At 58.5% G+C, this 13,622-nt stretch carries 14 protein-coding genes and 2 pseudogenes; 1 reads left to right on the top strand and 15 read right to left on the bottom strand.

Annotated elements, in window-relative coordinates:
* Positions 1-206: 206 nt before the first annotated feature.
* The 6 genes from ABIN98_RS03350 to flhA form a co-directional block, all read right to left on the bottom strand.
* A complete protein-coding gene (locus ABIN98_RS03350) occupies positions 207-665 on the bottom strand; it encodes a hypothetical protein (RefSeq protein ID WP_346907392.1) in 459 nt (152 codons plus the stop codon).
* Positions 658-1,059: a hypothetical protein gene (locus ABIN98_RS03345; RefSeq protein WP_346907391.1), complete on the bottom strand. Its 402-nt coding sequence runs from the start codon at positions 1,057-1,059 to the stop codon at positions 658-660. The genes ABIN98_RS03350 and ABIN98_RS03345 overlap by 8 nt, the downstream gene beginning before the upstream one ends.
* Positions 1,059-1,472, bottom strand: coding sequence for a rod-binding protein (locus ABIN98_RS03340; RefSeq protein ID WP_346907390.1), 414 nt, complete (start codon positions 1,470-1,472; stop codon positions 1,059-1,061). The genes ABIN98_RS03345 and ABIN98_RS03340 overlap by 1 nt, the downstream gene beginning before the upstream one ends.
* Positions 1,473-1,590: 118 nt before the next feature.
* Positions 1,591-1,980, bottom strand: a complete 390-nt coding sequence (locus tag ABIN98_RS03335) for a flagellar biosynthesis protein R (RefSeq protein WP_346907388.1) — start codon at positions 1,978-1,980, stop codon at positions 1,591-1,593.
* 5 nt (positions 1,981-1,985) lie between these two features.
* Positions 1,986-2,762 (bottom strand): flagellar biosynthesis protein FliR, encoded by a 777-nt coding sequence (gene fliR / locus ABIN98_RS03330; protein WP_346907387.1) that lies wholly within the window; start codon positions 2,760-2,762, stop codon positions 1,986-1,988.
* Positions 2,759-4,849 carry a flagellar biosynthesis protein FlhA gene (flhA, locus tag ABIN98_RS03325; RefSeq protein ID WP_346907386.1) on the bottom strand — a complete coding sequence of 697 codons (2,091 nt, stop codon included), beginning with the start codon at positions 4,847-4,849 and terminating at the stop codon, positions 2,759-2,761. Before flhA ends, fliR begins: the two co-directional genes overlap by 4 nt.
* A gap of 190 nt (positions 4,850-5,039) precedes the next feature.
* On the opposite strand from flhA, the gene ABIN98_RS03320 reads away from it, so the two are divergent.
* Positions 5,040-6,134, top strand: a complete 1,095-nt coding sequence (locus ABIN98_RS03320) for an isocitrate/isopropylmalate dehydrogenase family protein (RefSeq protein ID WP_346907384.1) — start codon at positions 5,040-5,042, stop codon at positions 6,132-6,134.
* A 65-nt stretch (positions 6,135-6,199) separates the two neighbouring features.
* On the opposite strand, the gene fliQ is transcribed toward ABIN98_RS03320, so the two are convergent.
* From fliQ to ABIN98_RS03275, 9 genes and pseudogenes are all read right to left on the bottom strand, one after another.
* The gene (fliQ, locus tag ABIN98_RS03315) at positions 6,200-6,466 is read right to left on the bottom strand and encodes a flagellar biosynthesis protein FliQ (protein WP_346896952.1); all 267 of its coding nucleotides are present in this window, start codon (positions 6,464-6,466) and stop codon (positions 6,200-6,202) included.
* A gap of 2 nt (positions 6,467-6,468) precedes the next feature.
* Positions 6,469-6,870, bottom strand: coding sequence for a flagellar hook assembly protein FlgD (gene flgD, locus ABIN98_RS03310; protein WP_346907383.1), 402 nt, complete (start codon positions 6,868-6,870; stop codon positions 6,469-6,471).
* A gap of 14 nt (positions 6,871-6,884) precedes the next feature.
* Positions 6,885-7,307 carry a flagellar biosynthesis repressor FlbT gene (gene flbT / locus ABIN98_RS03305; RefSeq protein ID WP_346907381.1) on the bottom strand — a complete coding sequence of 141 codons (423 nt, stop codon included), beginning with the start codon at positions 7,305-7,307 and terminating at the stop codon, positions 6,885-6,887.
* Between the two features lie 4 nt (positions 7,308-7,311).
* The gene (gene flaF, locus ABIN98_RS03300) at positions 7,312-7,662 is read right to left on the bottom strand and encodes a flagellar biosynthesis regulator FlaF (RefSeq protein WP_346907379.1); all 351 of its coding nucleotides are present in this window, start codon (positions 7,660-7,662) and stop codon (positions 7,312-7,314) included.
* A gap of 56 nt (positions 7,663-7,718) precedes the next feature.
* Positions 7,719-8,765: a flagellar hook-associated family protein gene (locus ABIN98_RS03295; RefSeq protein ID WP_346907377.1), complete on the bottom strand. Its 1,047-nt coding sequence runs from the start codon at positions 8,763-8,765 to the stop codon at positions 7,719-7,721.
* Positions 8,766-8,771: 6 nt separating this feature from the next.
* Positions 8,772-10,259: a flagellar hook-associated protein FlgK gene (flgK, locus tag ABIN98_RS03290; protein WP_346907375.1), complete on the bottom strand. Its 1,488-nt coding sequence runs from the start codon at positions 10,257-10,259 to the stop codon at positions 8,772-8,774.
* Positions 10,260-10,288: 29 nt separating this feature from the next.
* A pseudogene (locus ABIN98_RS03285) lies at positions 10,289-11,562 on the bottom strand (flagellar hook protein FlgE).
* A gap of 158 nt (positions 11,563-11,720) precedes the next feature.
* Positions 11,721-12,189 (bottom strand): annotated as a pseudogene (locus tag ABIN98_RS03280) (transglycosylase SLT domain-containing protein).
* A gap of 62 nt (positions 12,190-12,251) precedes the next feature.
* Complete coding sequence (locus tag ABIN98_RS03275) at positions 12,252-13,166, bottom strand: flagellar hook-length control protein FliK (protein ID WP_346907374.1); 915 nt, start codon at positions 13,164-13,166, stop codon at positions 12,252-12,254.
* Between the last annotated feature and the right edge of the window lie 456 nt (positions 13,167-13,622).

Below are 13,622 nucleotides of genomic sequence, written 5' to 3'. Positions count from 1 at the left end.
TGACAGTTTCCGTATTTCGCTACCCGGCCCAAATAACCTTACCCATCGTCGCGACAGGATCTGCCGATATACTGACCGCTCCTTGAACCTCGACATTTTCAAGCGCTTGCTGCCAACGGACGGAAACGACTGTCAAACAAAAAGCACCGGAACGGGCCGTTCCGGTGCGCGTGACAGTGTCCAAAGCCGGATCAGTAGACCGTTGTCTAGTGGGTGATCACGTCGGCCTTGGTGAAGTAATTGAATTCCTCGACCAGCACTTCCTTGACCACATCGTCACCGATGCGGGTATTGACAGCCTGCCTTAGATGCCTGGTCAGGCCGTCCAGGTCATATCGTTCCAGGTTTTTGAAATCCAAAGCCTTGTCGGCATAAAGAAGCCGGAACGCTTCATCGACCAGAAACGGGTGCGGCGGAACAGACAGGCTTCGCAGAACGTCTGCGTCGGCGGTGAACACCAGATTGGCCACCACATAACCCTGCAGCGCACCGTCTTTCAGGATCGGCACGTTTACCGGCTGGACGGTCTCGTAGTCCAGGCCACCGAGCTGGGCCTGCTGGGACGCACCCTGGGCCATCCTGTCATTCAGCCAGTACTGGGTCCCGTAACCGGATGCCACCGTTGCAAGCGGCATCCAGATCCCGACGAAGATCCATTTAATCATGAAGATACTCCGGGAACGGGCGGGCATAGGTGCCGTCTGAATCGGCGTCCAGCATGTTCTGCGCAACCAGGTCGGCAATTTCCTTTACGGCGGCCAGATGGCGGGACAACAAGAGCAGATTGTCCTTCAAGGCCAGGCGAAGGTTTTCCAACAGGTCCCGGATCTCCTGGCCTAAACCTGTTGAAGAAACCGTTTGGCGGGCACGGCTCAAATCCAGAAGCGCCTGGCTCTTGCGGTATTCAAAAGACTTCAGATCAGTCCCCCCGCCGTCACGCAAGGCCCGTGTTTCCGCTTCCACCACGTTCAACGCACGATGGATCGCGGCTTTCAGGATAGCCTCTGCCACAGGACTGGACACGGTCAGGGATACATCCCGGTCAAGCTCTTCCGACATCAGGATTCAGTCCCCCGCTTCAATGTATCCGACATGAGATCGGCAATCCCGATGCCGCCGCTTGCCGCCATCTGATTGGCGACCTGTTCGGCCAGCATCGATTTCCAGATTTCACCGGTCGCGCCTTCGCCGAAAACGTTACCGGCATCATCCGGCAGCATGGTCTCGACAAACTGATGCAGAACCAGCGCTTCGAATTTTTCGGCCGGCGATTTACCCCCCGCAGCACCGGAAGCCCCATTTGTGCGAAACGAGGACGACATCGTGTCGTCGATTGCGGAACGGAAGCCCGACCCGTCGGCATAGCCTGCCGTGGCAAGGCGCTGCAGCTTACCGGCCGCAGCACTTCGTTCCACCGGATCGGCAGCGCGAACCACGTCGAGAACGAGGTCGGATGGAGGCGCGATTGCCATAAGGACACTCCTGCACTATGCATCCCGGCCCTTTATGGACCGTGTTTTTCCGAATAGCGGGGCTAAATGCGCCCTCGCCGTCTCTCTACATCTCTATCGCCTGGAACTTGCGGCAGCCTTACGCGGACCTGCGCAGGTGATGCTCCAGAAGGTCGGTCAGCTCCCGGTCTTCCGTCTTGCGCTGTTCGTCGCCGCGCATCCTGGCCAGGCGCTGTTCCATGACCTTGAGCATCATCCTTTGGCGGACATATTCTGTCTGAACCTTGTCGCGCGCTTCGGTCAACTCACCGAGCTCCGCCAGAATGGCCTTCAGCCGGTCGGCGGCCCTTGCAATGAAAATGTCATGGCGCGCCAGGTCGCCATTGGAGAGTGCGAACAGGATTCGCTGTTCCTTGTCGGCCAGTTCCGTTGCCTGCCCGTCGAGTTTTTGAAGAAGCCATGATGACAGGACATGGATCTGTTTCTGTAGTTTGAAAATCCGTTCGATGTCGTGGCTGGTGCGTGCCATTTCATTTATCCCAATTTGAGCCAGGTGAAGTATCCGTCGAGGAACAGGGTGATCGCTTCCGAGAAGACCAGATAGAGGAAGTACATGCCGCCGGCGATCACGAACGGCATGGAAATGAAGTAGACCGGGATCTGCGGAGTGAGCTTGTTGACCAGCCCGATCGCCAGATTGACCACCACGGTATAGACAACGAATGGGCTGACGATTCTGAGCGCAAGGACAAAGGTGGTGTCCAGCTGCTCGCTCAACCGTTCCACAGCGCTGCCCACATCCATCGGCCCGCCCGGCGGCAAGGCCGTGTAGGACGCCGCTAGCCCCCTCAGCACTTCCCAGTGCTGATTTGATATGAAGATCATTGCAGTCGCGGTCAGTGTCATCAGGTTCGCCAATGGCGGCAGAACCTCACTGCCTTCGATCGCCACGCCCTGCATGTTGGACAAGCCAACGGCCATCGACACGAAGGTCGCAAGCGTTTCCAAGGCAACCAGGAAAATCCGGCCGAGGAAACCGATCAGAAATCCGATAAAAAGTTCCGAGGCAATCATTCGCGCGGTGGTCGCCAGCGTCTGGTCGGGAAGCGCTGCCTGCATCGTCGGCAAGAGCAACGGCGTCAGCGCAAGAGTGACCGAGAGCGCGATGAACAAACGGATGCGCATAGCGACGCGTTCGCTCGAAAAGCCCGGTATCACCATCAGGCAGGCGCCGATCCGGCAGAACAGCAGAAACACCGACAACAGGACCCCGGTTCCAGCCTCGCCAAGGATGAGGCCGCTGGCGATCATGAGACACTGCCCAGGGAAGCGACATCCACGCCCCGGGCGATTTCGAGATGAGACAACACAGGTAGCGTCGGGAACATCCGTTCCACGATCATGCGCACATAAGGCCGTGCGTCCGGAGTGGCGACGATTGCAAAGCTCCGGCCAGCCTTCAGATGCTTGCGGACAGCTTCGGACATTTCGTTACCGAACTCTTCGACCAGCTGGGGCTCAATGTCGAATTCGATCACGTCGCCCTTGGCATCGCGCTTAAGCGCGTTGTGGAACGCCAGATCCCAGCGGTTTCCCAGCCGTAGCACGTTCAGCGGCCCTCCCTGCGAGAGGTCGCCACAAATCTGCTGTGCGATGCGCATGCGGACATGTTCTGCCACCTGTTCGGAACGGCGGACATGCGGAACGATTTCTGCGATCGCTTCCAGGATGAGGTGCAGGTTGCGGATCGATACCCGTTCGGACAGCAACAGCTTCAGCACCGCCTGCAGGCCCGAATAGGATGTGTGTGCCGGACAGATATCGTCCAGCAGCTTGCGGTATTCCGGATCCAGCCGGTCGAACAGGTTGCGCATGTCCTTGTAGGACAGGAGCTGCGGCAGGTTGTTCCGGATCACCTCGCTCAGATGGGTCAGGATCACAGTGTTGTTGTCTGCAGGTTCAAGGCCGTCGCGCTTCAGCTCGTCCCTATAGGCGAGCGGCACCCAGAAGGCGGGCATGCCGAACGCCGGTTCCCGGGTTTCCTCCGCCGGCACCGGCAGATTGGCATCGGAGGACGGCATGACCAACAATTCACCCACCTTGAGCTGCTGCTGGGCCACGATCGTTCCATGGATCTTGATCTGGTAGCTTTTGGGATCGAGGGTCAGGCTGTCCGTCACCCGGACATCGGGTACGACGAAACCGTATTGTTCGGCGAATTTGCGACGCATCTTGCCGACCCGGCGAGCCAGCTCGCCGTGGTTTGCGAGCAACTGACTGGAAATCTGCTTGCCCAGGCAGAGCTCGATTTCCGAGGTCTTCAGAGATTCCTTGACCGACTCCCGGGTCTCCTGCTTGTTGCGGGCATCGTCCAGGGCCTTCTGGTCATCCTCCTGCTTTTTCTTCGCCGCTATACGCTTGGGAATCGCGTAACCGGTGAAACCCATCAGGCCGGCGAGCAATGCGAACGGGAGCATTGGCAGGCCCGGCATCAGGGCGAAGATCGCCATCAGGATCGCAGCAACATAAAGCGCGCGCGGATATCCGCCGAGCTGTCCGAGAACCGCCTTGTCCGTGGACCCTCTCGTCCCGCCCTTGGAGACCAGAAGACCGGCGGCCAGGGAAACGATCAGCGCCGGGATCTGGGAAACCAGACCATCGCCGACCGATAGCTTCGTGAAGACGTCAGCCGCATCACCCGGGCTCATGCTGTAACGGGTCACCCCGATGACCATGCCGCCCAGAACGTTGACGGCGGTGATGATCAGGCCCGCGATCGCGTCGCCGCGAACGAACTTGGAGGCACCGTCCATGGCGCCGAAGAAGGAGCTTTCCTCCTCCAGTTCGCTACGCCGGCGCTGCGCTTCCTTGTCGTTGATCAGGCCCGCGGACAGATCCGCATCGATCGCCATCTGTTTGCCCGGGATGGCATCGAGGGTAAATCTGGCGCCCACTTCCGCGATACGGGTGGCGCCCTTTGTGATCACCAGGAAGTTCACCGTCACCAGAATGGCAAAGACGATCAGACCGATCGCGAAGTCGCCGCTCATCACGAATTGGGAAAAGCCGTTGATGACATAACCGGCAGCGGTCAGGCCTTCGTGGCCGTTGGCCAGGATGACGCGCGTGGTCGCGATATTCAGCGACAGGCGCAGCATGGTCGCAATCAGCAGGATTGTCGGGAAAGAAGAGAAATCCAGGGGTTTCTGGATCCAGAGCGCCACCATCAGGATCAACACGGACAGTGCGATCGACATGGCCAGACCGACATCGATCAGGAAGGTCGGGATAGGCAGAAACAGGACTGCCAGGATCAGGACAATGCCGACGGCAAAGCCGATATCGCGCCGGCTGTCGGGTGTACTCGTGCCGGCTGAAGTAAGGGTGGTGTCAGACATGCCTTCTCTCGATCGGAAAGAACTGTCGGCACCATGACCGGCGAAGCTTGCGTGAACTTTGTGCCCTGCCCCGATAACGGGTTCGTTAATCAGAAATCAGGGTAGTTTGGGGAAAGCCCCAGCTGTTAACAAGGCAAAAACCGCCCGGAATTAGGCTGCCTACAAAATTGAAAAAAAGGGGAACCCCGGATTGTCCAAGGAAACCCGCTCTACGCCCGAATTCACGTTAGCCGTCCTGGACGGCGATGGCATTGGCCCGGAAATCACGGCTGCCACACGTACCGTTCTGTCCGCAGCTGCCTCCAAGTTCGGATTTGGCATTGCTTACAAAAATCTACCAACCGGCTTCGAGGCTCTCAAAAACCACGGGACCACGTTCCCTGATGATACCCTAGCAAGAGCCGCCGAGGCTGATGGCATACTCATGGGTCCGGTTTCCCACAATGAGTATCCGGCACGCGAAAAAGGCGGGATTAATCCGTCCGGTGCACTCAGGGTCGGACTCGATCTTTATGCCAACATCAGGCCGGCCCATTCCCGTCCAGGTCTGCAGTCTCTCCTGAACAAACTCATCGACCTCGTCATCGTGCGCGAAAACACCGAAGGTTTTTATTCAGATCGATCCATGTATCTCGGACCGGGTGAATTCATGCCGACGCCGGACATCGCACTATCCGTTCGAAAAATCACGCGGGAAGCTTCGCTGCGTATCGCCGAAACGGCTTTTACCATTGCTCGGAAACGGCGGAAGAAGGTCACGGCCGTGCACAAGGCGAATGTGCTGCGCGTTTCGGACGGCTTGTTTCTGGAATGCGTGCGTTCGGTGGCGAGAGGCTTTCCGGACGTTGACTATGAAGAACGCCTCGCGGATGCCATGGCGGCCTATCTGGTTCGCGACCCCGGCGAATTCGATGTTGTCGTGACCACCAACATGTTTGGTGACATCCTGTCCGACCAGGCCTCCGAAATTGCCGGGGGACTTGGCCTTGCCGCTTCGTTGAATGCGGGTGCCGACCATGCCATGGCTCAAGCGCAACACGGGTCCGCTCCGGATATCGCCGGTAAGGATATTGCAAATCCGGTATCGCTGATTTCATCCAGTGCCATGTTGCTGAACTGGATTGGCCGGCGCGAAACCGACGACCGGCTTATCTCTTCCGCCAATGCTATCGAGAAAGCGATCGACATGGTTCTGTCCGTACCGGATACCCGTACCAAAGACCTCGGCGGGCCGCTCGGCACCAAGGCCTTCACCGACCGAATAGCCGAAGCGCTTCAACTGTAGAAAGAAGCACTCGGTCGAAGCACCTGAAAGATGTTCGATCCGAGTTCCAATACCAAGTGAACGTTTTAGAAGCCGTTCTCTATCCGTCCGTAAATCAGCACGGTCAGGCCGTATATCTGGCCGCCGATGAAGGGGCCGGCGATGATGATCATCACCAGAATCGCGACGATTTTCGGGATGAACGTCAGCGTGATTTCCTGAACCTGAGTCAGTGCCTGCAACAAGGCAATGGCAATCCCGACGACCATCGCGGGTACGATCGCAGGCGCCGAGCCGACAATGATTGTCCAGATCGCCGCCCGCACCAGGTCGAGTGCATCGACTTCATTCATGGTCAGCTGATCGTCACGCCGGCACCCAGCAGGATGCCCTTGCCGGTGTCCAGACCCAGGACCGTGCCGTCGGAATAAATTTCGACGGAAGTGACCGTGCCGGAAGTGCCATTGGTATCGGTCGCCGTGCGGCCGATCAGGTCATCCACCTGGCCGAAAGACATGTTGGTCAGCATGGTCTCCAGCTTGGAGTTGGTTTCTATCGACTGCTCCACCTGGGAGAAACTCGCGAGCTGGGCCAGCTGCTCGGTGGAATCCACCGGGTCGGTCGGATCCTGGTTTTGCATCTGCGCCATCATCAGCTGGAGGAAGGCATTATAATCGACGGTAAGCTGTTCCTTGGCGGCATTGGCCGTCGTGGACTGCCCCGTTTCGGTCGCTGCGGATACTGCGGATACGGTCATGTCGGAAACTCCTTTCAGGCACAGGCCAGGCGAACGACCTGTTCGATTTCGGTCTCGCCGCCGCTCATCAAGGCGGCTTCTGTCGGATAGAGACTGCGCACGACCTTCATGGCCTCGAACCAGCGAGACTGCTCGTTCAGGGTTTCGACCTCTTGCAAGGTCTCCAGAATGTGCGCATTGGAAAAGACGGATTTGGCGGACCGCATCATCATTTCGAACAAGCCCTGGACCGTCGGTGCGGCGACCGGATCCATGACCATGGTTTGCAGAACGAAATAGAGCTGGCGCAAGGGCGTCGTCGCGTCTTCCGGCTGAAGGACATGGTTCTCCAGGAGAAAGACCGCGTCATTCATCAGTTCCAGGTTGGTTTTGCGCTCCACGCGCAGGACGGCTCCGTTCACGAACAGGCGCTCGCCCGCTTTCATACCAATTTTCATAGATTTATCCGTTCAGGCTGTCGCGAATGATGGAGTTGATCTGAATAAGCGGATCAAGGCTTTCACTCTCGTTCTGTCGGATCCGCTCGGTTTCCTTGATCGCCCAGATACCGATCGAAATCAGCTGCGCGCGCAACGCGGTCGGAAGTTCATTGTTGTCGTCGGTCAGGCTTTCCAGGAAGTAGCCCCATAGACGCCGGGTGAAGAACAGGGCTTCAATGGTTTCCCGGGAGTTTGGACCGCTGTCTTTCGCCTGCTCAAGCTTGGCGATGACGATGTTCATCGCCTCGAGCTCGTTCAGTTTTTCGTCGGCACAGATATCGTCCATGGTCTCGGCATAGGACAAGTTGTACATGGAACCCTCTCTCGTTATTCAGGTCGTTGCTTGGGGGCCAGATTGCCGGCGCGCGGTCAGAAATAGTTGAGAATGCTTAGCTGCTGGATCCGGGCGCTGATCGCATAAGTCGTTTCCAACTGAGTGATCGCGGTGTTCAGGCGTACCGACGTCTCCTCCAGATTGACGTTTTCGAGCGCATTGATGCGTTCGTTCAAAATGTCCGTCTGGATGGAAATCCGGTCGTTTGCCACCGAGACACGTTCCTGGGCCGTCCCCATGGACCCCATCAGGTTCGTTACGCCAACGATCGCCTCGCCAATCAGAGAAATAGATTTGTCGACAACGGCCTTGTAGGCATCCGGTCCCAGGTTTTCGTTGCCCAGATCCGACATCATGGTGAAGGCCTGGGCCAGTTTGCGGAAGGCGTCCTCATTGGCACTGACGGACGTGGTCAGTTCCTCGCTCGCGGAAATCCGGCTGACAACGGTCTGATCGGACGCACTCGACCAATCATTGCCCCAATTCGGGTCGGCAAACAGCGCATCGAACGGCCCGTTCAGATAGGCCGTCATGGCTGCTCCGGATATGGTCGATACGTTCGGATCGGCCTGGGTGAACCCAAACTGTCCGAGAAACGCAGCATCGGCCGCGACCTTGTTGGGCTGGAGGGGATCATTATAGTCGTTGATCGGCGCCACGTCGGAATTGATCCCGGCGAAAAGGTAATTGCCGTTCAACTGGGTGTTCAGACGGGACATCAGCAATTCAAGATTGCCTGCCGCTTCGGTCTGGGTCACCGCGTTGCTGCCGTTGCTGTCTCGCACCGCGACGAGGGTCGCCAGAAAGTCTTCCGCAACGGTGCGGATATCATCCATGGCGGCCTGTGAAACATCGAGCCGCGATGCCGTCAGACCATTCGTGTCGGCAATGGTGTTGAGAAACTCGAACTCGGAGCGCAGTGAAACGGTTTCGCCCGTCTTGCTGCCCAGATCGAGCCCGACATCGAACTTCCGGCCGGAGGACAGTTCCGTCTGGAGTTTGTTGACGTTGCTGGCCTGGCCCATCATCTGGCGCCGGGCTCCGTCCGACATGGATATGGTCGAAATGTAGGTCATTTTCATAGCGGCTTACCTCGCAGCGGCCAGAAGGTCGTCGAGCATGCTGTCGACGGCGGTGATTAGTTTGGCGGCGGCCGCATAGGCTCGTTCGATGTCGAGCATACGGGTCATCTCCTCATCGAGATTCACGCCGGTGGTGTTGGAAAGGGATTCCGCTGTTCTGGAAACGATGACGGACTGAACCTCGAGGTCGCTGGTCGCCGTCTGGCGCCGGCTTTGCAGCCAACTGACGGATGACGACGCGAAACCGGAAAGGGTATCGGTCGGATCGAGCTCAACGCCGCTATCGAAGACCCGGGGCGCATCCAGGGCGTCGAGGTATTCCTGCAAGCGGCCGCTGTAACCGGCGAGATCGCTCGGGTTGTAGTCGTAGTTCGGATCAAGCGGATCGGAAATGCCCCCATCCCGGAGCAGATCCAGTTCTCCGCCAAGATCCGGATCGGCATTGGCGTTGATCTGGATATCGCCGGCCAGCCCGACGACGAGCGTACCCGCCGCCGGAATTGCAGGCCCGCCTGAATAGGTGAAGAGACCCGCCTGATCCGGACCCGCTGCAACCTGGTCGCTTTCTGCGAAGGCTTCCACCAATCCGCGCGCGACTTCGTCGAGCTGGCTCTGATAGGTCACCGCGACATCGTCGCGAAGAGTCGTCAAGCCTTGCAACCGCCCGCTCGTAATCGGCATGATCGCATTCGGTCCGGCGACCGGAACCCCATCGATATAGACCTGATTGCCGACGGTTGTTGGGCTGTATGTGTTGGTCCTGTCGAAACTGACTGTTCGGGCCGTGGTTTCGAACAGGGTCACACCGCTGTCGGTGTAGACGACCATCCCGCCGTCGTCCTGCTTCAGGGTCCGGATGCCGATTTCTTCCGACAACGAGAGCAGAACCTGATCGCGGCTGTCCAGAGCATCGGTCACATCCGCACCGCTCTGGGTGCCGCGGACAATCACCGTGTTGAGGTTCTCAAGCTGGCCAAGCAGCTGGTTGATTTCATCGACGGAATCCGCGATGGCAGCATCCGCGTCTGCTCTGACGGACTGGATCAGATCGGTGCCCTCGTTCAGGGCTCTGGCCATGTCCTTGGCGGTCTGCAGAAAATCCTGAGCGAGGATGGTATTGTTCGGATCCGCGGCATAGGCCTGGATCGAGGTCTTGAGATCGCCGAGGCGTGCCGACGGAGACATTTCCAACGCCGTGTCGCCGACGGTCTCGTGCAGCCGTTCCAGGCCGTCGAGAACAGCCTGCTGTGAAGATCCCACGGACGTGGAGGTCAACAGCGAGGTATAAAGCGCGCTGTCGGTGGTACGGGCCACGCCCTCTACCCTGACCCCGCCGGATTGCCCGGCTTCGGAATAGACCGAACTGAGCATGACGGACTTGCGCGAATACCCGGCATCCTGCGCTCCCGCGATATTGCGGGAGGTCGTTGCGGTTTCCGCTTGTCGGGCCGCGAGCGCGGACTGGGCGACCTGGAGTGCGACTGACAGGCTCATGACATATTACTCTCGAATTTTACCGTGCCTTAGCGGACCAGGTTGACCAGTTCTTCCAAAAGATCAGAGCCCGCCTTGAACACCTTGGAATTCGCGGTGTAGCTGCGCTGGGACTCGATCATCGAGGTCAGTTCACTGGCTAGATCAACGTTGGAGTTTTCCAGGGCGCCGACGACCAGGCTGCCGAGACCGCCCTCACCCGGGAAACCGACACGGACGTCACCGGACTCGTTGGAAACCCGGTAGAGGTTGCCCGAGACCGGGGTCAGCTTGTCGGGGCTGGCTACGTCGGCGAGCGGAATCTGATAGATCGCGCGCCGGTCGCCATTGGCATAAAGGGCATAGAGGGTGCCGTTTTCATCGAACTCGACGTCTTCCACCGAGCTCGGGGCATTGCCGTTCGCGTTGACCTCGGTCACGGTAAAATCTGCGGCCAGATAAGTGGATTCCGCCAGGTCGATGTCGAAGGTGCCGCCGTTGGGAACGGTCACGTTGATGACAGTCGGGCTCGCCGCAGCCAGGTCGCCGGTCGTGACATCATAGGTCAGGGTCTGGGTGGACAGCGCCGCGGCAGAATATGGAAATCCACCACCGGCCGCCGCATCCGCGGCATTGTAGATGGCCACTTCCCAATCGGAGTCCGCCGCGGTTTCCGTGACCTTGGAGTAATAGACATCCAGCGTCACTTCGTTGCCGAGATTGTCGTAGACGACCAGAGAGGTCTTGGCCGAATAGGTCGCGGTCGCCGCGTTGGCGGAGGGAAGGTCCGCGGCCGCCACAATCGTCGCGTCTTCGGGCACATTGGTCCAGAGCGTCGCTTCGTCGGTCGGGACCGCTTCCAGCCGGTTCTGGAAATGTTGATCCGTTCCATGCCGCCCAGGCCGTTGGCAACGGTCGTCGGCGTCGCGCCGTTGGTAATCGGGTACCCTTGCAGGTAATAGCCGGCCGTGTTGATCAGATAGCCTTCATCGGTGGGAACGAAGGAGCCGGCCCGGGTCAGCATCGGGCTGCCGTCCTTGTCGGACACGACGAAGAAGCCGTTGCCCTCAACCGCAAGGTCCAGGCTGGACGTCGTATAACTCAAGGCACCCTGGTCGGTAATGGCGTATTTCGTCTGGGCCTCGACACCGCCTGAATTGTAGGTGCCGCTTCCCTGGGACAGAACCAGAGAGGAGAATTCCGACGCCGCGCGCTTGTAGCCGGTGGTGCTGGAATTTGCGATATTGTCCGCAACCGTTCCAAGCTTGCTCGACTGAGCATTCATGCCTGAAACACCTGTGCGCATTACTCCATAAAGACCCATGGAACGTCTCCCGTTACCAAAACTTACTGGAGACCATTCAAGAGGGTTTATCTTGCGCGAAGCTGTTGCATTGAAAAATAGATGGATATTTTATTTGAGTTTGAAACTAATTATTTTAATTTTAAATATTATTCAAAGCAATACATCCGCTCCCCGCTTCAGCCGCAGAATTCCCGGGACTTCTGGGTCCACTTTCCGAAGCCGGTCGCAACCATGTTCTGGATCACCTTGCAGACATACCGCTTTTGTGCCGGATCGTTGTTCGGGCCGGCATGGTAGCGTGCGACCGCCATCGTCCAGGATCCCTGGCGCTGACGCAGCTCCTTCAGGAAACGCGCCGCATACTGCACATTGGCCCGGGGCTGGAGCATGTGATCGACCGACGTAAATTTGGACCCGTGATAGTATTGGTTGATCTGCATGCAACCGATATCAATCAGTTTCTTGCCCTGCTTGCGCGCCTTGATCACATCGGCTTTAGCGGCGGCCGCCGAGGGCGGAAACTCGGCCGCGCCTTCAATGTTGAGCGCGTAAGGGTAAAGGGAATTGCGCCGGGCCGGTTTCGGTCAGGCCGACCGCATAAAGCACCCCGAGCGGAACCCGGTACTTCCGTGCGGCCGCAACCATTTCCTGTTCGCAGATGTTCTGGATTTCCCGCAGATGCCGGCGTAACCGAAACCGACAGGCTACTAAAAGATAGACGCCGCCATCGTGGCGCTGATCACCAGTTTTCTCATCTTCAATACTCCTAGTGCGGTCATCGCTTGCGGATTGATCCTGGGCCTGACGGCTTTGCTCTTGATTTTCCTGGCGGCCACCCTGCTGTAACTGGTTCGGGAGCGAACCGTTACCGGAGTTCTGGTCCGTCTGGGAGAAAGATCCCCCGGAGGACTGGGATTGTCCGGTATTCTGCGGGCCGGTAATACGGTCATCGGCCCGCAGCCTGGATTGTTATCGAGTCCGCCTTGTGGCCCGTGGCGCGAAGCATCTGGTCGAGCAATTGTCGATCCTGCCTTCAGCAATTCCGCGGTTTGCGGATTGCTGGCCGTCATCGTGACTTCGACATTGCCACCGGTAATCTTCAGGGTAACCTTGACCGTGCCGAGTTCGATCGGCGTCAGCTTGATTCCCAGCGTTTTGACGGCCTCGCCCTCCGGCTTTATCGAAAGCCCTTGCGGTTCGGCCGCGGCTCGTGAGGCTTCCGCCTTCAGGCTTGCCACAATCCCCTCACCCACCTGCTGAATGGGCGACAGGCGGTAGGAAGGCGCGAAATGGGTTTCCTGCCGAACGATCTTGACCGACGCCGCATCGATTGGAGATTTCAATCCAACGGTCTGCTTGTCGGTTCCCCGGCCCTCGGAAACAAACGTTTCGCGGTTTGATGCCGAAACTTGGCGAAAAGGTCTTCGGACCCCGTTGTCGCCCGTAGCTGTTGTCCCGGTGCCCGGTCTGTGGCTTGGCATTGCCCGCCTGCGCGGCTGGCGCATTACTCTGTGGCGTTGGCTGTCCGGCAGGCTGCCCGGTAGCACCGGTCCTTCCGGCCTGGGGATTTGGCGTGCCCCTACCCGCCAGTTGTTCCAGTACGCCGGCAAGAACATCTCCATCAACAATAGCCGACGCCTTCGTACCGCTTGTGTCCGCTCCTTCACCGTCTGCAGGAGTGGGCATCGGAATCTTTCGTTCCATTTGCAAGAACGCCAGGGGTTATGGCCCCTGCCCCACCGGACTTTGCAGGAACACCGGAAACCGGCATTAGCCGACTGCGTTTGCGGACCGGCCTCCGATCCTGTTGTCAATGCCGCCCCATCGCCATTTTTCAGCGGCACCACAGCCTTGCGATTGAGCCCTGACCGGTTCCGGTCCGTGCTGTGCCCGGATTCTTACCCGTGAGCGATCGCATCAGGTTCAGGAACTGGTTTTCCTGAGGACGGCTCACCACCGTCTCCCTTTTGCTGGTTTCCTGAGAGGTTCGTCTTCGAAGATGTCTGGCTGCCCGACTGCAGCAGGGGAGAATTCGCATAGGTCATGTCAGGGATTCCCCGCTTGATCCAGGAGCTTGT

The organism is uncultured Roseibium sp., assembly GCF_963675095.2.
GTDB lineage: Bacteria > Pseudomonadota > Alphaproteobacteria > Rhizobiales > Stappiaceae > Roseibium.
The sequence above is the reverse complement of the archived record's forward strand: the minus strand, read 5'-3'. Positions and strand labels throughout refer to the sequence as shown.